Source organism: Streptomyces sp. NPDC047117 (assembly GCF_040643545.1).
Lineage (GTDB): Bacteria > Actinomycetota > Actinomycetes > Streptomycetales > Streptomycetaceae > Streptomyces.
The window spans coordinates 324,621-345,234 of record NZ_JBEYUN010000005.1; the positions used below are offsets into that span (position 1 = coordinate 324,621).

Below are 20,614 nucleotides of genomic sequence, written 5' to 3' on the forward strand. Positions count from 1 at the left end.
CTCCCGCTGTTTTCCTTTCGGCCGGACAGGGAGACACCCGTGACCACGTCCCTCGACCCCATTGCCGTCATCGGACTGGACTGCCGTTTCGCAGCCGGTATCGACTCACCCGAATCACTGTGGGCATTTCTCAACGAGCGGCGGGACGCGGTACGGGACATTCCACCGGACCGCTGGTCGTCGTACATGCGGAACGGCAGCGACGCCGCCGTGGTCAGAAACACGACGGCCCGCGGCGCCTACCTCGACGACATCGCCGGCTTCGACGCCGAATTCTTCGGGATATCCCCGCGCGAGGCGCAGCTGATGGATCCGCAGCAGCGGCTGTGCCTGGAGGTGGCCTGGGAGGCGCTCGAACGCTCCGGCCTGCCGCCGCACACCCTTGCGGGCTCCGACACCGGTGTCTTCATCGGCATCGGCAGCGACGACTACGGCCGGCGCCTGCTGGAGGACCTGCCGGGCATCGAGGCGTGGACCGGCATCGGCGCCGCCCTGTGCGGCACCCCCAACCGGCTCTCGCACGCCCTCGACCTGCGCGGCCCGAGCGTCGCCGTCGACACCGCCTGCTCGTCCTCGCTCGTCGCGGTCCACCAGGCGTGCCAGGCGCTGCGTACGGACCGGATCCCGCTCGCGCTGGCCGGCGGCGTCAGCCTGATCGCGGCTCCCGGCCTCGCCGTCGTCCTGGACGCGGCGGGCGCGGTGGCCGGGGACGGCCGCTCGAAGGCCTTCGACGCCGCCGCCGACGGCTACGGCCGCGGCGAGGGCTGCGCCGTGCTCGTACTCAAGCGGCTGGCCGACGCGGAACGGGACGGCGACCACGTGCACGCGGTGATCGTGGGCAGCGCGGTGCACCAGGACGGCCGCACCGAGGGCATCATGGCCCCGAGCCGCGCCGCCCAGGAGCACCTGCTCCGCTCCGCGTACCGCGCCGCCGGGATCGCCCCGGACACCGTCGACTACGTGGAGGCGCACGGCACCGGCACCCCGGTCGGCGACCCGGCCGAGGCGGGGGCGCTCGCCGCGGTGCTCGGCGCGGGCCGCCCGCCGCACCGCCGCTGCCTGATCGGCTCGCTCAAGCCCCACATCGGCCACTTGGAGGCCGCGGCGGGCGCTGCCGGTCTCCTGAAGGCCGTACTCGCCGTCGAACGCGGCGTCATCCCGCCGACCCTGACCACGGAAGGCCCCACCCCGGCCATCCCCTGGGCCGATTCGGGCCTCGCGCTGGTCACCGAGGCGACCGACTGGCCCGCCACCGGCGGCCGTCCGCGCCACGCGGGCGTCGCCGGTTACGGCTACGGCGGCACCATCGCGCACGCGGTGCTCCGGTCCGCCCCGCGCCGCCCGGAACCGCCGGACCGCGGCCGGACCACGGCCGACACCCCGACCGACACCGCGACCGACACCGAACTCCGCCCGCTGTCCGCGCTCTTCCCGCTGTCCGGCGCCACCGAGGCCGGCCTGCGGGCCAACGCGGGCCGGCTCGCCGCGTGGCTGGACGCCCACCCGGACCCGGGCGGCCTCGCCGCAGTCGGGCGGACGCTCGCCCACCACCGCACCCACCTGCCCGTACGCGCCGTCGTCCGGGCCACGAGCCCCGCCGCCCTGGCGGACCGGCTGCGCTCCCTCGCCGGGGGACGCACCGGCGGCGAGACGGTGACGGGCCGGTCCGCGAGCCCGGCCACCGAACCCGCCGACCCGGTGTGGGTCTTCTCCGGGCACGGCGCGCAGTGGTCCGGCATGGGCCGCGGGCTGCTCGCGGACGAGCCCGCGTTCGCCGCGGCGCTGGACCGGCTGGACCCGGTCTTCCGCGAGGAGGCCGGCTACTCCCCCCGCGACCTGCTGCTGGCCGGCGACATCGGCGCCGCCGACCGGGTGCAGACCCTGACGTACGCCGTCCAGAGCGGTCTCGCCGCCGCCTGGCGCTCCTACGGGGTGCGGCCGGCCGCGGTCATCGGCCACTCGGTGGGCGAGTTCGCCGCGGCTGTCGCCGCCGGTGCGCTCACCGAGGAGGACGGCGCGCGACTGGTCTGCCGCCGCTCGCTGCTGCTCCGGCCGCTCGCCGGCACGGGCGCGATGGCGCTGGCCGGCCTGGACTTCGAGGAGGCGGCGGCCCGGCTCGCGGGCCATCCGCTGCTGGCCGCCGCGGTGCACGCCGCGCCGGGCTCGACCGTGGTCTCCGGCGAGGCCCTGGCGGTACGCAGGCTCACCGCGCGCTGGGCGGGGGAGGGCATTCCCGTCCGCCCGGTCGCCTCCGACCTCCCCTTCCACAGCCCCCTGATGGAGCCGCTGCGGGCCGACCTCGTCGCGGCGCTCAAGGACATCGACCCGGCACCCGGCACCGCCGTGCCGCTCTACTCCACCGCGCTGCCCGACCCGCGCGACCGCGCGCCGCGCGACGCCGAGTACTGGGCGGTGAACCTGTGCGGCCCGGTGCGGTTCGCGCAGGCGGTGGCGGCCGCCGTGGCGGACGGGCACCGCGCCTTCCTGGAGCTGTCCGCGCACCCGATCGTGACCCACTCGATCGAGGAGACCCTCGCGGACGCGGGCGTACGGGGCACCTGCGTGACCCACTCCGTGCGCCGCCGGTCCCACGAGCGGGCCACCGTACGGGAGAACCTCGCCACGCTGCACTGCCACGGCGTACGCGTCGACTGGTCCGTCCTGCACCGGCCCGCCGGCCCGCGCGCCGAGCTGCCTCCGTACGCGTGGCAGCACCGCCGCCACTGGGCGGAACCGTCCCCCGCGCGTGCCGGGTCCGGCGCGGGCCACGACCCCGCCTCGCACACCCTCCTGGGCGACCGCCTGACCGTGGACGGCACGTCCCGCGCCCACGTCTGGCGCACCCGCCTCGACCACGCGAACCGGCCCTACCCCGGCGGCCACGCCGTGTCCGGCACCGAGATCGTGCCGGCGGCGGTCCTCCTGCACACGCTGCTGTCGGCGGCGGCGCTGACCGGCGCGCGGCCCGCGCTGCGCGACGTGACCCTGCGGGTGCCGGTCTCCACCGGCGTCGCCCGGGACGTCCAGGTCGTCTGCCAGGACGGAGCGCTGCGCCTCTCCTCCCGTACGGCCGACGCCACCACCGCCGATGCCACCACCGCGGGCGACGCGCGCCCCGAGGACGGCTGGCTCACGCACACCACGGCGTTCGTCTCCGCCGAGGAACCGGGCAGGACAGCAGGCGAGTTGGACGCGGCGCCCGGCACGAACGGCGAGCTCTGCGATCCCGCCTTCGTCGTGGACACCCTCGCCTCCCTCGGCGTGGCCTCCATGGGGTTCCCCTGGCACATACGCGAACTCCGCCGATCGGGAGCGGAGTTGACGGCCACCGTAAGGGCCGGGGCGGAAGATCCAGGCACTTGGGCCCCCGTCCTGGACGCCGCCCTCTCCACGGCCTCGCTCTGCTTCCCGGGCTCGCCGACCCTGCGCATGCCCGCCCGTATCGGCTCCGCCGTCCTCCTCGCCGGGCGCACGGCCCCGCCCGCCGAGGCGCTGCTCCGGGTCCGCCTCGATCCGGTGGCGCGCGACAGCGTGGACGTGGACATCGCCGACGCGCACGGCACCCCGGCCGCGCGCCTGCGGGGCGTGCGCTTCGGCAGCCCCGAGCCCGACCCCGGCACGGCCGGGAGCCCCGCCGCGCTGCTGCACGACGTGGTGTGGCGCCCGTACGCACCGGACAACGCGCGGGACGTCCCGCTGCGCCGCGTCGTCCTCGTCGGCGGCGACCGGTCCCTGGCGGCGGCCCTCGCCCCGCACCTCGGACGCGCGGGCATCCGCCTGACCACCGTTCCCGACGCGGCCGGCCTCGGCCCGCTGAGCGACGACCTCTCACCCGCCGACGCGGTGGTCGTGGCCCCCTCGCCGCTGCCCCCGCCGGCCGGCGTCGCCGAGGCCGCGGCACACCACACCGCTCTGGCGGTCCGGGTGGCCCGCCGACTGAGCACGGCGGGAGCGGGCCGGCCGCCGGCGCTGTGGTGGGTCACCCGCGGCGCCGGCCCCGCACGCACCGCCGCCGGGCTGGCCCAGGCGTCCCTGTGGGGGCTGGGGCCGGTCGTCGCCGGCGAGCACCCGGAGCTGGGGAGCACCACCGTCGAGCTGCCCGGGGAGCCGGCCGGAACGGATCTGGCCGCCCTGACCGCCCTGTTGCGGTCCCGCTGCGACGAGGACGTCGTCACCGTCCGGGACGGCGTACCGGCCACCGCGCGGCTGGCCCGCGCCACCGGCCTGCGGCCCGGTACGGGGCCCGTGTGCCGGGCGGACGGCACCTACCTGGTGACCGGCGGGCTCGGCGCGCTCGGCCTGCACGTGGCCCAGTGGCTCGCCGACCGCGGCGCGCGCCGCCTCGTCCTCACCGGCCGCCGCCCGCTGCCGCCCCGCACGGCCTGGGACGCGCCGCACGACCCCGCCACGGCCCGCCGTATCGAGACCCTCCGCGCCCTGGAGGCCGGCGGGGTCACCGTGCGCACCCTCGCCGCCGACATCGCCGACCACGACCGCGTCGCGCGGCTGCTCGCGCCCGACGCGCTCGGTCTGCCGCCGGTACGCGGCGTGGTGCACGCGGCGGGCATCGCGGACAACGCGCTCCTGCGGTCCCTGGACGCGGAGACGGTACAGGCGGTGCTGCGCCCGAAGGTCGACGGCGCGCTCGTGCTGGACCGGCTGTTCCCGCCCGGCAGCGTGGACTTCTTCGTGCTGTTCTCCTCGGCCGGGCAGCTGCTGCGGATGCCGGGCCAGGCCGCGTACGCCGCCGCCAACGCCTTCCTCGACGCGCTGGCCCGGCACCGCGGGGCCGGTGGCCATCGCGGCACGCTGGCGCTGGCCTGGACGAGCTGGCACGGCCTGGGCCTGTCGACGTCCTCGGACGCCATCGACGCCGAGCTGCACGCCCGTGGCACCGCGGACATCACCGCCGCCCAGGCCCTGCGCGCCTGGGACAGCGCCGGCTCCCCGGCGGACGGCCGGCGCGCCGTACTGCGCGTACTGCCCGACACCCCTGGGATGCAACGCCCGCCGCTGCTACGGGAGTTGAAGCCCGACCCGGTCCCTTCCGGTACGCCGGGAGAGGACGGCGCGTGGCGGGAGCTGACCGGTACCGCGCTCCGGGAGCACCTCCTCACGGAGGTGACGGGGGCCGCGGCGGAGACCCTGCGTACCGACCCCGGGGCGGTGGACCCGCACCGGCCGCTCGCGGAAGCGGGCCTGGACTCGGTGCTCTCGGTCACGCTCCGCCGCGCCCTCCAGGAGCGGCTGGGCGCCGTCCTCCCCGCGGCCCTCCTGTGGAACCGGCCCACCGTCACCGAGATCGCCGGTCATCTCGCCGAGCTGACCGCACGCCCCCAGGACCCCGCCCCCTCCACCGGCACCAGCAAGAAGTGAGCGAAGGAGCACGTCATGCCCACCGACGCAGACATCCACGGCTTCGCGAGCGACCCGATCACCTACTTCTCCTACTCACGGCACGCCATGCACACGCTCCCGCCGCGGGAGCTGGCGGAGCTCCAGCTCGCGGCCCTGCAACTGCGTTTCGCGCAGCTGCGCGACCGGCTCCCGGTGGTGCGGACCATGGCGGACGAGCAGGACGTACGGGCAATCCACGAGCTCGACGACGCGGCGCCCCTGCTGTTCCCGCACACCGTCTACAAGTCCTATCCGCCGTCGCTCCTCACCGAGTGCCGCTTCGACCAGCTCACCACCTGGCTCTCGCGGCTGACGACGGTGGACCTGTCGGGCGTGGACGCCACCGGCTGCGACTCCATCGACGGCTGGCTGGAGTTGCTGGACACCCACACCGCACTGCGGCCTGCGCATTCCACCGGCACCTCGGGCACGATGTCCTTCGCCCCGCACTCGTACGACGACTTCGACAAGCTCTACGAGATCATGCGGCTGGACGTCTTCCCCGACCCCACGCAGCGCGAGGAGGCCATCGACTTCGTCTACCCGTACTTCCGCACCGGGCGCAGCGGCATCGCCCGGCACGGCGCCGCCATCGCGGAGCGTGTCGCCCGCGACCCGGACCGCGTGCACACGCTCCACCCGGGCCTGGCCAGCGCGGACGTGATGTTCCTCGCCGGGCGGCTGCGGGCGGCCGCGGCCCGCGGCGAGCGGGACCGGGTGGTCATCCCGGAGTCGATGCGCAAGCGCCGCGAGGAGTTCGAGGAGGCGCAGCGCGCGGCGCGGACCGGCATGGGGGCCTTCGTCGAGCGGCTCGCGGACCGGCTGCGCGGCCGGCGGATCGTCAGCCTGGGCACCTGGGACGTCAACTACCGCATGGCGGAGGCCGGTCTGGAGCGCGGCATCGAGGGGCTGTTCGCGCCGGACTCGGTGTACTGCTGGGGCGGCGGCTCCAAGGACGGTTCGATGCCGGACGACTGGGAGGCGGCGGCGCGGCGCTTCGCGGGCGTGCCTCGGCTGCACCACGTGTACGCGATGGCCGAGGTGACGGCGCTCAACCTCTTCTGCACGCACGGCAGGTACCACATCGAGCCGTGGACGGTGCTGTACGTGCTGGACGCGGAGACCGGCCGGCCGCTGCCACGCGACGGCGTGCGCACGGGCCGGGCCGCGTTCTTCGACCTGCTCGCGGACTCCCACTGGGGCGGCTTCGTCTCCGGGGACCGGGTCACCGTCGACTGGTCGCCGTGCGCCTGCGGCCGCACCTCGCCGGGCCTGGAGCAGTCCATCGGCCGCTTCAGCGAGCAGCAGGGCGGCGACGACAAGATCACCTGCGCGGCGAGCGACGAGGCCCTGGGCGAGGCCCTGGAGTTCCTCAACGAGGAGCTGGTATGACCACCACGTCCCCCGGCCGGCAGACCACCACGGCGCTGACCGTCCCCGCGTACCTCCGTGGCGAGACCGTCGGCGACCGGCTGATCCCCTTCGCCGGGCGCGGCCGGGACGCGGGCTTCCGGGCGCCCGATCCGGTCACGGTCCTGGACCGGCTGCCGCTCGGCGACCCGGAGCGCATGCGTGACCTGTACGCGCTGACCACCGACGACGTCATCGACTGCCTCGCCGCGCTCGGCCCCCGGCTGGCCCTGTCCGAGAACGCGCTCCTCCAGGAGGCGCTGGCCCACGCGGCGGACTGGTCCGACCTGCCCCCGAGCGTGCTGCGCGGCTGCTACGAGCGGCTGCCGGAGTTCTTCGCCCCCGACGCCGTCCGCGAGATCGCCGAACAGGCCGTCGGCACCGCGGCGCTGGACGGCTGGGCACGGGTCCGCACGACGGACGGCTGGCGCGCCTCGGTACGTGCCGTGGGCTCCCGCGCCGTGCACATCATCGCGGGCAACAGCCCGGAGATCGCCGCCCTCACGATCATCCGCAACGCCGTCACCCGCGGCGACGCGATCGTCAAGAGCCCGTCCAACGACCCGCTCACCGCGCTCGCCATCGCCCGCACGCTGGCCGCCACGGCACCGGACCACCCGCTCACCCGGCACCTGGCCGTGGCGTACTGGAAGGGCGGTGACGAGCGGATCGAGCGGGCCCTGTACCGGCCCGAGAACGTCGAGAAGATCGTCGCGTGGGGCGGCTTCGCCTCGGTACGGCACGTGACCCGGTACATCCAGCCGGGCCTGGAGCTGATCTCGCTCGACCCGAAGCTGAGCGCCACCGTCATCGGCCCGGAGGCGTTCGCCGACTCCGCGGCGATGGCACGTACGGCCCGGCTGGCCGCCGTCGACGTCGGCGCGCTCAACCAGCTCGGCTGCTTCAACGCCCGGGTCATCTACGCGGTGACCGGCCGCGACGAGGCGGGCCTGCGGCGCGCGGGCGAGTGGGCCGAGCTGCTGCACCAGGAGGTCCAGCGGCTGCCCGGACACCTCAGCAGCCGTGCCAAGCGCTTCGACCCCGACCTGCGTGCCGGGCTGCTCGCGCTGCGCGCCGCGCCCGACTGGTACCGGGTGACCGGCGGCCGCGCGGACGAGGGCGCGGTGATCGTCTCGCTGACCGGCGAGCCGGTGGCCTTCCACACCTCGCTCTCCGGCCGGGTCGCCAACGTCGTACCGGTCGACGGCCCCGAGGACGCGGTGCGGGCCATGACGTCCGCCACCCAGACCGTCGGCGTCTACCCCGACTCCCTCAAGGAGCGGCTGCGCGACCTCGTACCGCTCTACGGCGTCCAGCGCCTGGTCTCCCTCGGCCACGCCACCCGCTTCCGCCCGGAACTCCCCCAGGACGCGATGGAGCCGCTGCGCCGGATGGTCAAGTGGATCGTGGACGAGACGTACGACGAACCGGCGGAGGTGCCGGAGACGGCCGAGGTCGCGGAGGTGACGGAGGTCGCGGCAGCCCCCGTCTCACCGTGCCCCGTCGTCACCCGCCTCACCGGCGCCTTCGACCATCACGACCCGGAGTTCACCCCCGAGATCGCGCACCAGGTGCACCAGGCGTTACGCGAGCAGGGTCGGGTCGCCCGCACCGAGGCGTACGGCGGCGCGTGGGTGCTGTCCCGCTACCAGGACGTGCTGCGGGCGCTGACGGAGGACGGGACGTTCAGCTCCGGCTCGGGCATCTTCTTCCCGCGCGCGGAGGGGACGCCGCGCTTCGCGCCGCTGGAGTACGACCCGCCGGAGCACACCTTCTTCCGCGCGCTGATGCGGCCCGCTTTCGTGCGCGCCCAGGTGGCGCGGCTGGCGCCCCGGGTCCGCGAGGTGGTGTCCGGCCTCGTCGCGCCGCTCGTCTCCCGCGGCGGCGGGGACCTGGTCCGGGAGCTGTGCACCCCGCTCCCCCTCGTCGTCCTCGGCCTCGCGGTCGGCTTCACGGAGGAGGCCCAGCGGCGCCTCCGCGACCTGACCCGCAACATGTGGGCCCGGATGCCGAAGGACGGCTCAGCGGCGGGGTTCTGGCCGCAGATGGAGGAGCTGCTGCAGAGCGAGATCCGGCAGGCGCGGAAGCGGGACGGCGGGGACTTCCTCGCCCGGCTGGTACGGGCGGAGCGGGCGGGCCGGCCGCTCACCGACGCCGAACTGCGCGTCATGCTCGTCGGCTTCGCGGTCGGCGGCCACCAGACGACCCTGAACGCCCTCGCCCACCTGCTGTGGACCCTGGCCGGCGACCGGGCGCTCCAGGACCGGCTGCGGGACCGGCCCGAGCTGATGCCCGCCGCGGCGGAGGAGGCGCTGCGGCTGTGGACCCCGGCGGATCACAGCACGCGCGTGACGACCAGGGAGGTGGAGATCGACGGGGTGACGATCCCGGCCGGGGACCGGGTCATCCTGCTGACCGGCGCCGCGAACCGCGACCCCGCGGTCTTCCCCGACCCGGCGGAATTCCGCCTCGACCGCCCGCCGAACCTCCACCTGACCTTCGGCCGCGGCATCCACTTCTGCATAGGCGCACCCCTGGCCCGCCTCGAATTCCGCCTCGTCCTGGAAGAACTCTCCCGCCACGCCCCGTACACCCTGACGGCCACCCCCACCCGCTTCTACGAAAACGGTCGCCACTTGGCCCTGGACGGCCTCCAGGTCCGCTTCGGCTGACGCGGCGGCCCCAAGGGGCCGGGCCCCCGTCGCCGCCCCGTCCCACCGTCGTGGCCGCTCGCGCAGTTCCCCGCGCCCCTGAGGGGCGCGGGGAACTGCGCGAGCAAGCACAACGGCGCGGCACGTCCGCTGCGGCGGCCCGGCCCCGCCACGGGGGCCCGGAAAACCGCTGGGTCAGCACCCCAGCAAACGCGCGCCCAGGTAGGCCTGGATCTGGTCCAGGGACACCCGCTCCTGCTTCATCGTGTCGCGCTCGCGCACGGTCACGGCGTTGTCGTCGAGGGTGTCGAAGTCGACCGTGACGCAGAACGGCGTGCCGATCTCGTCCTGGCGGCGGTAGCGGCGGCCGATGGCGCCCGCGTCGTCGAACTCGATGTTCCAGTTCTTGCGCAGGTCCGCCGCGAGGCCCTTGGCCTTCGGGGACAGCTGCGGGTTCCGGGACAGCGGGAGGACGGCGACCTTGACCGGCGACAGGCGCGGGTCGAGGCGCATGACCGTGCGCTTCTCCATCTTGCCCTTGGCGTTCGGCGCCTCGTCCTCGAAGTACGCGTCGAGCATGAAGGCGAGCATCGCGCGGCCGACACCGGCCGCGGGCTCGATGACGAACGGGGTGTAGCGCTCGCCGGCCTCCTGGTCGAAGTAGGACAGGTCCTGGCCGGAGGCCTTGGAGTGCGACGCGAGGTCGTAGTCCGTACGGTTCGCGACGCCCTCCAGCTCGCCCCACTCCGAGCCGCCGAACTGGAAGCGGTACTCGATGTCAGCGGTGCGCTTGGAGTAGTGGGAGAGCTTCTCCTTGGGGTGCTCGTACCACCGGATGTTCTCCTCGCGCAGGCCCAGGTCGCGGTACCAGTTCCAGCGCTGCTCCATCCAGTACTCGTGCCACGTCTCGTCCTCGCCCGGCTTGACGAAGAACTCCATCTCCATCTGCTCGAACTCGCGGGTGCGGAAGATGAAGTTGCCCGGCGTGATCTCGTTCCGGAAGGACTTGCCCATCTGGGCGATGCCGAACGGGGGCTTCTTGCGCGAGGTCTGCTGCACCTGGGCGAAGTTGGTGAAGATGCCCTGGGCGGTCTCGGGGCGGAGGTACGCCACCGAGCCGGAGTCCTGGGTCGGGCCGAGGTGCGTGGAGAGCAGGCCGGAGAACTGCTTGGGCTCGGTGAAGCTGCCCTTGTTGCCGCAGTGCGGGCAGTTGACGTCGGCGAGGCCGTTCTCGGGCAGGCGCCCGTGCTTCGCCTCGTAGGCCTCTTCGAGGTGGTCGGCGCGGAAGCGCTTGTGGCAGGAGGTGCACTCGGTCAGCGGGTCCGTGAAGGTCGCGACGTGACCGGACGCCACCCAGACCTCCGAGGCCAGGATGACCGACGAGTCGAGACCGACCACGTCCTCGCGCGAGGTGACCATGTTGCGCCACCACTGACGCTTGATGTTCTCCTTCAGCTCCACACCGAGGGGACCGTAGTCCCAGGCGGCGCGCTGGCCACCGTAGATCTCACTGCACGGGTATACGAAGCCACGGCGCTTGCTCAGGCTGACGATGGTGTCGATCTTGTCGGCGGCCACGGTGCTCTCTTCATTGCGACGACGAACGATTAATAGGAGCGGCGCCCTGGTGCCTCCTGGAGGGGCGTGGTCGGGAGGCGGGCGGGCGAATGCTTCAGGTTACCGGCGGCCATGCCCCCCGGATCAAATCGGTTCCCGTCGCTGTCCCCCTCTCACCTGGTTTGTTGACAATCGTTTCCAGTCCAGTTGAAAATGACTGTCATGAACGTACGCCGTCGAATATCCACCGCGGCCCTTGCCGGCTCCGCTGTCCTGGGCCTTCTCGCCGTCTCCGCCTGCTCCGCCACCTCCGGTGCGGCCGGCAAGGAGGACGGCAAGCTCGCCGTGACGGCGTCCTTCTACCCCATGCAGTTCCTCGCCGAGAAGATCGGCGGCGAGCACGTGTCGGTGACCAGCCTCACCGCCCCCGGCACCGAGCCGCACGACCTGGAGCTCAGCCCCAAACAGACCGCCCAGCTCGGCGAGTCCGACGCGGTCGTCTACCTCAAGGGCGTCCAGCCCGCCGTCGACGAGGCCGTCAAGCAGTCCGGCGTGCAGCACACCGCCGACGCCGCCTCCTTCACGAAGCTGGAGCAGCACGGCAGCGAGGTCGGCGGCCACGAAGAGCACGGCCACGAGGAGCACGGCCACGAGGGCCACGACCACGGCGACGAGTCCGGCCTCGACCCGCACATCTGGCTGGACCCCGTGAAGTACGCCGAGGCCGCCAAGGGCGTCGGCAAGACCCTCGCCGCGGCCGACCCCAAGCACAAGGCCGACTACGAGAAGAACACCGCCGCCCTGGTGAAGCAGCTGGACAAGCTGAACCAGGAGTACAAGGACGGGCTGAAGAACCGTAAGTCGGACACCTTCATCACCACCCACGCCGCCTTCGGCTACCTCGCCGAGCGCTACGGCCTCACCGAGGAGGCCATCAGCGGCCTGGACCCGGAAGCCACCGACGTCAGCGGCAGCCGGGTGAAGGAGCTGCAGGGGCTGGCGAAGGAGCACGACGTCCACACCGTCTTCTTCGAGACGCTGACCAGCCCCGACATGGCCAAGACGCTGGCCAATGACGTGCACGCCAAGACGGACGTGCTCGACCCCATCGAGGGCATCACCAAGAAGTCGCGGGGCGACGACTACCTCGCCGTCATGGAGTCCAACCTCAAGGCGCTGCAGAAGGCACTGGGCGCCAAGTGAGCGGGCCGGACGCCGGAGAAGGAGCTGCCATGAGCGGTACGGACAGCGGTCCCCACGAGGCACCGGCCGTCGTCTCGCTGCGCGGCGCGAGCGCGTCGCTGGGCGCCCGCCCCGTGCTGCGCGGCATCGACCTGACCGTGCGGAGCGGCGAGGTCGTCGCGCTGCTCGGCGCCAACGGCTCCGGCAAGTCCACCGCCGTCCGCGCCGTGGTCGGCCAGGTCCCGCTGAGCGCCGGCGAGCTGGAGCTGTTCGGTACGCCCGCGCGCCGCTTCAAGGACTGGGCACGCATCGGCTACGTACCGCAGCGCACCACGGCGGCGGGCGGCGTGCCCGCCACGGTCCGCGAGGTCGTGGCGGCCGGCCGGCTGGCCCGTACGAAGCTGAAGTGGCCGGGGAAGGCCGACCGCGCGGCCGTCATGGCGGCGCTGGAGCAGGTCGGCATGGCCGACCGCGCGAAGGACTCGGTCGGCGCACTCTCCGGCGGCCAGCACCAGCGCGTCCTGATCGCCCGCGCGCTGGTCGCCGAGCCCGAGCTGCTGATCATGGACGAGCCGATGGCCGGCGTGGACCTCGCCAGCCAGGAGGTGCTGGCGGCGACGCTGCGCGCACAGGTCGCGGCGGGCGCCACGGTCCTGCTCGTGCTGCACGAGCTGGGCCCGCTGGAGCCGCTCATCGACCGTGCCGTGGTGCTGCGGGACGGCTGTGTCGTCCACGACGGCCCGCCCCCGGAGGCCGTCGGCCAGCACGCCCTGCCCGGCCACGATCACGTACACCCGCACGCGGACGCGGCCCACGAGCCCGTCCGGACAGGACTGCTGACCTGAGATGGACATCCTCACCTACGCCTTCATGCAGCGGGCGCTGATCGCGGCCGCACTGGTCGGCATCACCGCGCCCGCCGTCGGCATCTATCTCGTGCAGCGCCGCCAGGCGATCATGGGCGACGGCATCGGGCACGTGGCGCTGACCGGTGTCGCGCTCGGCGTCCTGCTCAACACCTCGCCGGTGTGGATGGCCGTCCTGGTCGCCACCATCGGCGCGGTGATCATGGAGCTGGTCCGGTCGTACGGCAAGACCCGCGGCGACATCGCGCTCGCCATGCTCTTCTACGGCGGCATGGCCGGCGGCGTACTGATCATCAACCTCGCCCCCGGCGGCTCCACCGCCAACCTCACGAGCTACCTCTTCGGCTCCATCACCAGCGTCTCCCCCGAGGACGTCACGGTCACCGCGATCCTGGCCGCCTTCGTGCTCGTGATCACTCTCGGCCTGCGCCGCCAGCTCTTCGCGATCTGCCAGGACGAGGAGTTCGCCCGCGTCACCGGGCTGCCGGTCCGCGTCCTGAACCTCCTGCTCGCGGTCACCGCCGCCGTCACCGTCACCGTCGCCATGCGCGCCGTCGGCCTGCTGCTGGTCAGCGCGCTGCTGGTGGTGCCGGTCGCGGCCGCCCAGCAGGCCACCCGCGGCTTCGCCGCGACCCTCGCCATCTCGGTGGCGATCGGCGTGATCGTCACCCTCTCGGGTACGGCCGTGTCGTTCTACGTGGACGTGCCGCCGGGCGCGAGCATCGTGCTGCTGGCCATCGCGGTGTTCGCCGTCTTCTCGCTGGTCGCCGCGCCACTGGCGAAAAGACGCGCGCGAGCTGTCGTCCGGGACGAGCAGGGGTGCACCCTGGAGGGGCCGGGCCGGGGGTACCCCCAGCTCGAACGAAGTGGAGAGCTTGGGGGAGTGCCGGCCGTCCGGAAGCCGGCGGACGACGTCGGTGTGAGCGCGCCGTGAGCGTACGGATGCACGTGCGGGTGTAAGCGTCCCACCTGGCTTCCGGTCATCACCTGGCACAATGGCCGGACGTTCCGCAGGGGGATGTTCTACGCCTAAGGGAGGCAACGGTGGCGACGAGCGCGGGATCTCCGGTGCGCGGCCGGTCGACGCGGCAGCGAGCCGCCGTGGCCGCGGCTCTCGACGAGGTCGACGAGTTCCGCAGCGCACAGGAACTGCACGACATGCTCAAGCACCGGGGCGACTCGGTGGGGCTCACCACGGTCTACCGCACGCTCCAGTCGCTGGCCGACGCCGGCGAGGTGGACGTGCTGCGCACCAGCGAGGGCGAGGCCGTCTACCGCCGGTGCAGCACCGACGACCACCATCACCACCTGGTCTGCCGCTCCTGCGGCAAGGCCGTGGAGGTCGAGGGCCCCGCGGTGGAGCGGTGGGCCGATCAGATCGCGGCGGAGCACGGCTTCCGTGACGTCGGGCACACGATCGAGATCTTCGGTACGTGCGGGGACTGCGCGAAGGCCGCGGAGGCGTCCTGAGGGACGCCGAGAAGCAGGAAGGGCCCGGGAAGCCGTACGGCGGCTCCCGGGCCCTTCAGCGTCCGCTCAGGCCTGCTGCCCGGCGCCCTCCTGCGCGGATCCGGACACCTCGTTCGGCAGCGCGCCGCCGAAGCGCCGGTCCCGCTTGGCGTACTCCATGCACGCGTCCCACAGGTTCCGCCGGTCGAAGTCGGGCCACAGCACGTCCTGGAAGACCATCTCGGCGTAGGCGCTCTGCCAGATCAGGTAGTTCGACGTGCGCTGCTCGCCGGAGGGCCGCAGAAACATGTCCACGTCCGGCATGTCCGGGTAGTACATGTACTTCGAGAAGGTCTTCTCGCTGACCTTCGACGGGTCCAGCCGGCCCGCCTTCACGTCCTCGGCCATCGCCTGCGCCGCGTCCGCGATCTCCGCGCGCCCGCCGTAGTTCATGCAGAAGTACAGCGTGAGGCCGTCGTTGTCCTTCGTCTGCTCCTGCGCGATCTGGAGCTCCTTGGCCACCGACTTCCACAGCTTGGGCATCCGCCCGACCCAGCGCACCCGGATCCCGAGCGCGTCCAGCTGGTCCCGGGTCTTGCGGATGAAGTCGCGGTTGAAGTTCATCAGGAAGCGGACCTCGTCGGGCGACCGCTTCCAGTTCTCGGTGGAGAAGGCGTACAGCGAGATGGCCTTCACGCCCATCTCGATGGCGCCCTGCAGCACGTCCAGCACCTGCTCGGCGCCGACCTTGTGCCCCTCGGTGCGCGGCAGCCCGCGCTCCTTGGCCCAGCGCCCGTTGCCGTCCATCACGATGGCCACGTGCTCGGGGACCAGCTCACCGGGGATCTTCGGCGGCCGCGCACCGGACGGGTGCGGCTCCGGCGCCTGGTACTCCCGCCGCGAACGGCCCAGAATCCCACGTCGTGCCATGCGTGCCACGTCTCCTAGTTCTCGGGTGGTTACTTCTCTACGTAGCGGAGCGAGCGCAGTCCCCGCTCCAGGTGCCACTGCAGATACGCCGCGACCAGCCCGCTGCCCTCCCGGACGTGCCGGGCCTCGGCCGCGTCCGCCGTCTGCCAGTCCCCCGTCAGCAACGCGCTGAGCAGCGCGATCGACTCAGAGGAGGGTACGACGCTGCCGGGCACGCGGCACTCCCCGCATATCACTCCGCCCGCGCCGACCGAGAAGAACCGGTTCGGACCGGGCATTCCGCACCGCGCGCAGTCGTCAAAACTCGGTGCGTAGCCGTTCACGGCGAGCGACCGCAGCAGAAAGGCGTCGAGCACGAGGTGCGGAAGGTGCTCCCCGTTGGCGAGCGTCCGCAGTCCGCCCACGAGGAGGAGGTACTGCTGCACCGCCGGCTCGCCCTCGTGATCGGTGAACCGCTCCGCCGTCTCCAGCATCGCGGTCCCCGCGGTGTACCGGTCGTAGTCCCGCACGATGCCGCCACCGTATGCGGCGATCGTCTCGCTCTGCGTGCACAGCGGCAGCCCGCGCCCGATCAGCTCCGAGCCCCGCGCGAAGAACTGCACGTCCACGTGGGAGAACGGCTCCAGCCGGGCGCCGAACTTCGACTTCGTACGCCGTACGCCGCGGGCCACGGCCCGAACCCTGCCGTGCCCGCGGGTCAGCAGCGTGATGATCCGGTCCGCCTCACCCAGCTTCTGGGTGCGCAGCACGACACCGTCATCACGGAACAGACTCATACGCCCATTGTCGCGTACCGCGCGAGGGCGACCCGGCCCGCCCTCAGCCCACCTCGCCGCGGCTGCGGGCGTTCACGTACGCCGTGGCCGCGCTCAGCCGCTCCTGCGCGGTGGCGTCCCGTACCGCCTCGGGATCGCAGTCCCACTCCCGCCCGCCGCCCACCGGGCGCAGCTGGAGGTACGGCCCCTCGCTCCCCATCACCAGTCCCACTCTGCCCGTCCGGGTGTCCACGACGTACGAACCCACCGCGGCGCTCATCGCTCTTCGCTCGCTTCCTTTTCTCGCTCCTGCAGCACGGCGATCAGTTTCCGTGCCGTTCCGACCGTGCAGCGTCCGAATTCGACCAGTGGCCGTGGCCGTTCGTCCGCCCACGAAATGAGGTCGACCCGGAGAGAAGGGAGCACGACACCGACCCGCGCGAGCACATCCCGCAATTCCCGCACCGCCGCCTCCGCATCCCCGAGACTTTCCGCCGCCGACCGCCGGTCCCACTTTCCCGTCACGTTCTTTTCCTCCGGGAGATTTTCGCTGTTCACATCCTCAGGATGGGGGTGGCGATCTAAAATCTGCAGCGGTGTACGCGCTACAACTGCGCGGCAGAGGAGTGGGGTTGGGCATGGCCAGATCACGTCAGGTCGCCTGGGAATTCTTCGGGGCCGAACTGAAGCGACGACGAGAGGCCGCCGGTTTCACCCAGCAGGAGCTGGGAAGCCGGGTCTTCGTGTCGGGTGGTTACATCGGTCAGTTCGAACAGGCTTTTCGGAAGCCGCAGGTGGATGTCGCCGAACGGATTGACGAGGCTCTGGAGACGGGCGGCTTTTTCGCTAGACTGTGCGAAAAGTTGATTCACCACCCCAGCGTCATTCACTACTTCGCGCCAGTAGCGGAGCTGGAGCAGCACGCCACCAAGATCTGCGAATACGATCCGATGGTCGTGCCGGGGCTGCTCCAGACGCCCGGGTACACACGGGCACTCGTCGTTGCTGCGACCCCACTCAAGCCCGACGAATTCGTCGAGGAGATGGTGTCGGTCCGAATGGATCGCTCCCACATCTTCAAGCGCGCGACGACGCCCGCGTACTGGGTCATCCTGCACGAGGCTGCCCTCCGCATCCCGGTCGGCGGGCCGGACACCATGGCGGATCAGCTGGACCACGTGGCGCGCTTCGCGCACGAGCGGCGGATCGTGGTGCAGGTGATCCCGTACGCGGCCGGGCCGCCTGCGGCCGTGCGGCCGCTGCGGCTCATGGAGTTCGAGGACGCGCCGCCAACTGCCTATACGGAAGGCCAGTTTTCGGGTGAACTGCTGGACGATCCGGCCACGGTCACACGCTCGCGGGAGGTCTACGATCACCTCAGGGCCCTGGCTCTGTCGCCGGACGCGTCCCTGCACCTGATCGATACGGCAGCGGAGGGCTGGAGACAATGCGCGCACAGGACCTGAGTACCGTGGAATGGCGCAAGAGCAGTTACAGCGGTGGCGTCGGCGACAACTGCGTCGAGATAGCCGACCTCGTTCGCATGCGAGCTGTCCGGGACAGCAAGAATCCCGACGGTCCGGCGATCGTCTTCACCGCCGATGCCTGGACGGCGTTCCTCGCGACCCTCAAGCCGTAAGCCTCAGGACGGCGTACGCGCCGCGGCGAGCAGCCGCTCCGTGTCGGCCTCGTCCAGGAACAGCGCCGTGCCGACCGTCGTCAGGACCTCGCGTTCCGGGGCCGTGTAGGGGCCGTCCGCGAGGGCGATGCGCGCACCCTGCAGCAGCAGGGATTCCCGCCCCGCGGGGGCAAGGTGCGGGGCGAGCGGCTCCAGCGCTTCGTGGAGCTCTATGGCCAGCGCGGTCCCGCAGGGGTCGAGCCCGTCGCGGCCGTCGTGGTACGTGCCGGGGAGCCGGCCCGTGTCCGCGGCCAGCGCGGCCAGCAGAGAGAGCAGCTGGTCCTCCGTGCACTCGGTGAAGCCGGAGGCGCGTACCACCGAGACCGCCTGCTCGCGGACCGGGCGGGCGGCCGTGCCGCCGGCTGCCAGGACCGCGAGCGCCACCGTGTGCACGGCGTCGCGGAGCATCGCGGAGAAGCGGGTGGTGGTCGGGTGGTCGAGGGCGTCGAGGCCGAAGTGGCCGCCGCAGGAGGAGCATTCCAGTACGGGACCGGCCTCGCCGCGCGGGAGGACGGGGAGTCCGAGCAGGGTCAGCCGGCGTTTGCCCGTGCGGCGGCGGTAGTTGCGATCACCACCGCACTCGGTACAGAAGAACTCGCCGTCGGCGATCGTGCGCCAAGACGTGCGCACGCCCACCAGACCCAGCTTGTGCATCACGTCGAACCTCCGTAACGCCCCCGTAGCCCATGGCGGGCACAGGCGGTGCCCACACGGCAACGCTGCCGCGCTGACGTGATGTTAGCCACATGAAGTCCGCCGCGTCAGCATGTCGTACGGGGAGATGCGGACGGCCCCGCCCCTCGTCCATTCGAGGGGCGGGGCCTTCCGTGGGGCCTCACTGAGGGCCGGAAATCCGGCCCGGCGGTACGGTCCGGGACCCGGCCAGCGGGTTTGCCGGACCCACCCGTACGGGCGTCAGCGGCTCGCGCGGTTGACGGCGGAGACGACGGCCTTGATCGAGGCGCGGACGATGTTCGCGTCGATGCCGACGCCCCACAGGACCTTGTCGCCGATCGCGCACTCGATGTACGCGGCGGCCTGGGCGCCGGCGCCCTCGCTCATCGTGTGCTCGACGTAGTCCAGCAGCCGGACGTCGACGTCGATGGCGTGCAGCGCGTCGAAGAACGCGGCCAGCGGGCCGTTGCCGGTACCGGTCAGCACCGTGTCCTGGCCGTCGACGACCGCCTCGACGGTCAGCGCGTCGGTGCCCTCGGTGGTCGTGGAGGTCTGCGCGGAGCGCAGCGAGATGCGGCCCCAGGCGTTGTCCGGGGTGGGCAGGTACTCGTCCTGGAAGGTGGTCCAGATGGCCGCCGGGGTGACCTCGCCGCCCTCGGAGTCGGTCTTCTCCTGGATGGTCCGGGAGAACTCGATCTGCATGCGGCGGGGCAGGTCCAGCTTGTGGTCGTTCTTCAGGACGTAGGAGATGCCGCCCTTGCCGGACTGGGAGTTGACGCGGATGACGGCCTCGTAGGAGCGGCCGACGTCCATGGGGTCGATGGGCAGGTACGGGACCGCCCACTCGAACTCGTCCACGCTCTTGCCCGCGGCGGCCGCCTCGGCCTCCCGCGCGTCGAAGCCCTTCTTGATGGCGTCCTGGTGGGAGCCGGAGAAGGCGGTGTAGACCAGATCGCCCGCGTAGGGGTGGCGCGGGTGGATCTCCATCTGATTGCAGTACTCGCTCGTGCGACGGATCTCGTCGATCTGCGAGAAGTCGATCATCGGGTCGACGCCCTGCGAGAACAGGTTCATGCCCAGGGTGACCAGGTCGACGTTGCCGGTGCGCTCGCCCTGGCCGAACAGGCAGCCCTCGACGCGGTCGGCGCCGGCCATCACGGCCAGCTCGGCGGCGGCGACGGCGGTGCCGCGGTCGTTGTGCGGGTGGGTCGACAGGCAGACGTACTCACGGCGGGACAGCTTGCGGGACATCCACTCGAAGCGGTCCGCGTGGGTGGAGGGCGTGGAGCGCTCGACCGTGGCGGGCAGGTTCAGGATGATCTCGCGGCCCTCCTCGGGCTGCCAGACGTCCATGACCGCCTCGCAGACCTCCAGGGCGAAGTCCAGCTCGGTGTCGGTGAAGATCTCGGGGCTGTACTGGTAGCCGAAGATCGTCTCGTCGCCCAGGATCTTCTCGGCGTACTCCATGACCAGCCGCGTGCCGTCCACGGCGATCTGCTTGACCTCTTCCTTGGAGCCGCGGAAGACGACCCGGCGGAAGGTGGGCGCCGTGGCGTTGTACAGGTGCACCGTCGCGCGGTGGGCGCCGCGCAGCGACTCGACGGTCTTCTCGATCAGCTCTTCGCGGGCCTGCGTCAGGACGGAGATCGTCACGTCCTCGGGGATCGCGCCCTCTTCGATGATGGAGCGAACGAAATTGAAGTCGGTCTCGCCGGAGGAGGGGAAGCCGACCTCGATCTCCTTGTAGCCCATCTTGACCAGCAGGTCGAACATCTCGCGCTTGCGGGCGGGCGACATGGGGTCGATCAGCGCCTGGTTGCCGTCGCGCAGGTCGGTCGACAGCCAGCGCGGAGCCTTGGTGATGCGCTGGTCCGGCCACGTACGGTCAGGAATCTCCACCGCTTCGTAGCGGCCGTACTTGTGCACCGGCATGCCGGACGGCTTCTGCTGGATGGCAGCGGCGGTGATGGGGGTCGGGCGACCGATGGCGTTCTCGGGCTTCGACATGATGCGTAGGGCTCCTCTAAGTCCGCTTGGGACGGCCGACGGGCTGGCAAACCGCAA

Annotated in this window: 16 protein-coding genes; 9 read left to right on the forward strand and 7 right to left on the reverse strand. The window is 72.3% G+C overall.

The features are described 5' to 3' along the window. Positions 1-39 precede the first annotated feature (39 nt). Genes ABZ840_RS12155 through ABZ840_RS12165 form a run of 3 tightly spaced genes read left to right on the forward strand, consistent with a single transcriptional unit; the run spans position 40 to position 9,479 of the window. A complete protein-coding gene (locus ABZ840_RS12155; RefSeq protein WP_361557391.1) occupies positions 40-5,376 on the forward strand; it encodes a type I polyketide synthase in 5,337 nt (1,778 codons plus the stop codon). A 15-nt stretch (positions 5,377-5,391) separates the two neighbouring features. Further along, positions 5,392-6,789: a hypothetical protein gene (locus ABZ840_RS12160; RefSeq protein WP_361557394.1), complete on the forward strand. Its 1,398-nt coding sequence runs from the start codon at positions 5,392-5,394 to the stop codon at positions 6,787-6,789. Next, a complete protein-coding gene (locus ABZ840_RS12165; RefSeq protein ID WP_361557397.1) occupies positions 6,786-9,479 on the forward strand; it encodes a cytochrome P450 in 2,694 nt (897 codons plus the stop codon). The genes ABZ840_RS12160 and ABZ840_RS12165 overlap by 4 nt, the downstream gene beginning before the upstream one ends. A gap of 174 nt (positions 9,480-9,653) precedes the next feature. Here ABZ840_RS12165 and ABZ840_RS12170 read toward each other — a convergent pair whose 3' ends face one another. Beyond that, positions 9,654-11,036: a glycine--tRNA ligase gene (locus ABZ840_RS12170; RefSeq protein ID WP_361557400.1), complete on the reverse strand. Its 1,383-nt coding sequence runs from the start codon at positions 11,034-11,036 to the stop codon at positions 9,654-9,656. 201 nt (positions 11,037-11,237) lie between these two features. Between ABZ840_RS12170 and ABZ840_RS12175 the strand changes: the two genes are divergently transcribed. The 4 genes from ABZ840_RS12175 to ABZ840_RS12190 all read left to right on the forward strand — a co-directional run bounded on the left by ABZ840_RS12175 (position 11,238) and on the right by ABZ840_RS12190 (position 14,533). Continuing rightward, positions 11,238-12,218: a metal ABC transporter substrate-binding protein gene (locus ABZ840_RS12175; RefSeq protein WP_361557403.1), complete on the forward strand. Its 981-nt coding sequence runs from the start codon at positions 11,238-11,240 to the stop codon at positions 12,216-12,218. Between the two features lie 29 nt (positions 12,219-12,247). Then, positions 12,248-13,042 carry a metal ABC transporter ATP-binding protein gene (locus tag ABZ840_RS12180; protein WP_361557406.1) on the forward strand — a complete coding sequence of 265 codons (795 nt, stop codon included), beginning with the start codon at positions 12,248-12,250 and terminating at the stop codon, positions 13,040-13,042. Position 13,043: 1 nt separating this feature from the next. Further along, the gene (locus ABZ840_RS12185; RefSeq protein WP_361557409.1) at positions 13,044-13,997 is read left to right on the forward strand and encodes a metal ABC transporter permease; all 954 of its coding nucleotides are present in this window, start codon (positions 13,044-13,046) and stop codon (positions 13,995-13,997) included. 110 nt (positions 13,998-14,107) lie between these two features. After that, complete coding sequence (locus tag ABZ840_RS12190) at positions 14,108-14,533, forward strand: transcriptional repressor (protein ID WP_361557412.1); 426 nt, start codon at positions 14,108-14,110, stop codon at positions 14,531-14,533. A gap of 66 nt (positions 14,534-14,599) precedes the next feature. On the opposite strand, the gene ABZ840_RS12195 is transcribed toward ABZ840_RS12190, so the two are convergent. The 4 genes from ABZ840_RS12195 to ABZ840_RS12210 are packed head-to-tail and all read right to left on the reverse strand — an operon-like array spanning position 14,600 to position 16,755. After that, complete coding sequence (locus ABZ840_RS12195; RefSeq protein ID WP_361557415.1) at positions 14,600-15,442, reverse strand: isoprenyl transferase; 843 nt, start codon at positions 15,440-15,442, stop codon at positions 14,600-14,602. A 29-nt stretch (positions 15,443-15,471) separates the two neighbouring features. Next, positions 15,472-16,218 carry a DNA repair protein RecO gene (gene recO / locus ABZ840_RS12200; RefSeq protein ID WP_361557418.1) on the reverse strand — a complete coding sequence of 249 codons (747 nt, stop codon included), beginning with the start codon at positions 16,216-16,218 and terminating at the stop codon, positions 15,472-15,474. A 43-nt stretch (positions 16,219-16,261) separates the two neighbouring features. Beyond that, entirely contained in the window at positions 16,262-16,477 is a 216-nt protein-coding gene (locus tag ABZ840_RS12205) for a hypothetical protein (protein WP_361557421.1), read from the reverse strand. Further along, entirely contained in the window at positions 16,474-16,755 is a 282-nt protein-coding gene (locus ABZ840_RS12210; protein ID WP_361557424.1) for a hypothetical protein, read from the reverse strand. The genes ABZ840_RS12205 and ABZ840_RS12210 overlap by 4 nt, the downstream gene beginning before the upstream one ends. A gap of 80 nt (positions 16,756-16,835) precedes the next feature. On the opposite strand from ABZ840_RS12210, the gene ABZ840_RS12215 reads away from it, so the two are divergent. Together ABZ840_RS12215 and ABZ840_RS12220 are read left to right on the forward strand one after the other, a co-directional pair. Continuing rightward, positions 16,836-17,663 carry a helix-turn-helix transcriptional regulator gene (locus ABZ840_RS12215; protein ID WP_361557427.1) on the forward strand — a complete coding sequence of 276 codons (828 nt, stop codon included), beginning with the start codon at positions 16,836-16,838 and terminating at the stop codon, positions 17,661-17,663. A 5-nt stretch (positions 17,664-17,668) separates the two neighbouring features. After that, positions 17,669-17,836 carry a DUF397 domain-containing protein gene (locus ABZ840_RS12220; RefSeq protein ID WP_361557430.1) on the forward strand — a complete coding sequence of 56 codons (168 nt, stop codon included), beginning with the start codon at positions 17,669-17,671 and terminating at the stop codon, positions 17,834-17,836. A gap of 3 nt (positions 17,837-17,839) precedes the next feature. Here the strand turns inward: ABZ840_RS12220 and ABZ840_RS12225 are convergent, their stop codons facing one another. Then, positions 17,840-18,529, reverse strand: a complete 690-nt coding sequence (locus ABZ840_RS12225; protein ID WP_361557760.1) for a TerB family tellurite resistance protein — start codon at positions 18,527-18,529, stop codon at positions 17,840-17,842. A 261-nt stretch (positions 18,530-18,790) separates the two neighbouring features. Continuing rightward, positions 18,791-20,557, reverse strand: a complete 1,767-nt coding sequence (gene leuA, locus ABZ840_RS12230; protein ID WP_361557433.1) for a 2-isopropylmalate synthase — start codon at positions 20,555-20,557, stop codon at positions 18,791-18,793. Between the last annotated feature and the right edge of the window lie 57 nt (positions 20,558-20,614).

Bases quoted from the DNA above. Each gene is read 5' to 3' on its own strand.
- ABZ840_RS12180 (WP_361557406.1), top strand. From the start codon at position 12,248: ATGAGCGGTACGGACAGCGGTCCCCACGAGGCACCGGCCGTCGTCTCG.
- ABZ840_RS12195 (WP_361557415.1), bottom strand. From the start codon at position 15,442: ATGGCACGACGTGGGATTCTGGGCCGTTCGCGGCGGGAGTACCAGGCG.
- ABZ840_RS12160 (WP_361557394.1), top strand. From the start codon at position 5,392: ATGCCCACCGACGCAGACATCCACGGCTTCGCGAGCGACCCGATCACC.
- ABZ840_RS12205 (WP_361557421.1), bottom strand. From the start codon at position 16,477: ATGAGCGCCGCGGTGGGTTCGTACGTCGTGGACACCCGGACGGGCAGA.
- ABZ840_RS12225 (WP_361557760.1), bottom strand. From the start codon at position 18,529: ATGCACAAGCTGGGTCTGGTGGGCGTGCGCACGTCTTGGCGCACGATC.
- ABZ840_RS12185 (WP_361557409.1), top strand. From the start codon at position 13,044: ATGGACATCCTCACCTACGCCTTCATGCAGCGGGCGCTGATCGCGGCC.
- ABZ840_RS12165 (WP_361557397.1), top strand. From the start codon at position 6,786: ATGACCACCACGTCCCCCGGCCGGCAGACCACCACGGCGCTGACCGTC.
- recO (WP_361557418.1), bottom strand. From the start codon at position 16,218: ATGAGTCTGTTCCGTGATGACGGTGTCGTGCTGCGCACCCAGAAGCTG.
- ABZ840_RS12215 (WP_361557427.1), top strand. From the start codon at position 16,836: ATGGCCAGATCACGTCAGGTCGCCTGGGAATTCTTCGGGGCCGAACTG.
- ABZ840_RS12175 (WP_361557403.1), top strand. From the start codon at position 11,238: ATGAACGTACGCCGTCGAATATCCACCGCGGCCCTTGCCGGCTCCGCT.
- leuA (WP_361557433.1), bottom strand. From the start codon at position 20,557: ATGTCGAAGCCCGAGAACGCCATCGGTCGCCCGACCCCCATCACCGCC.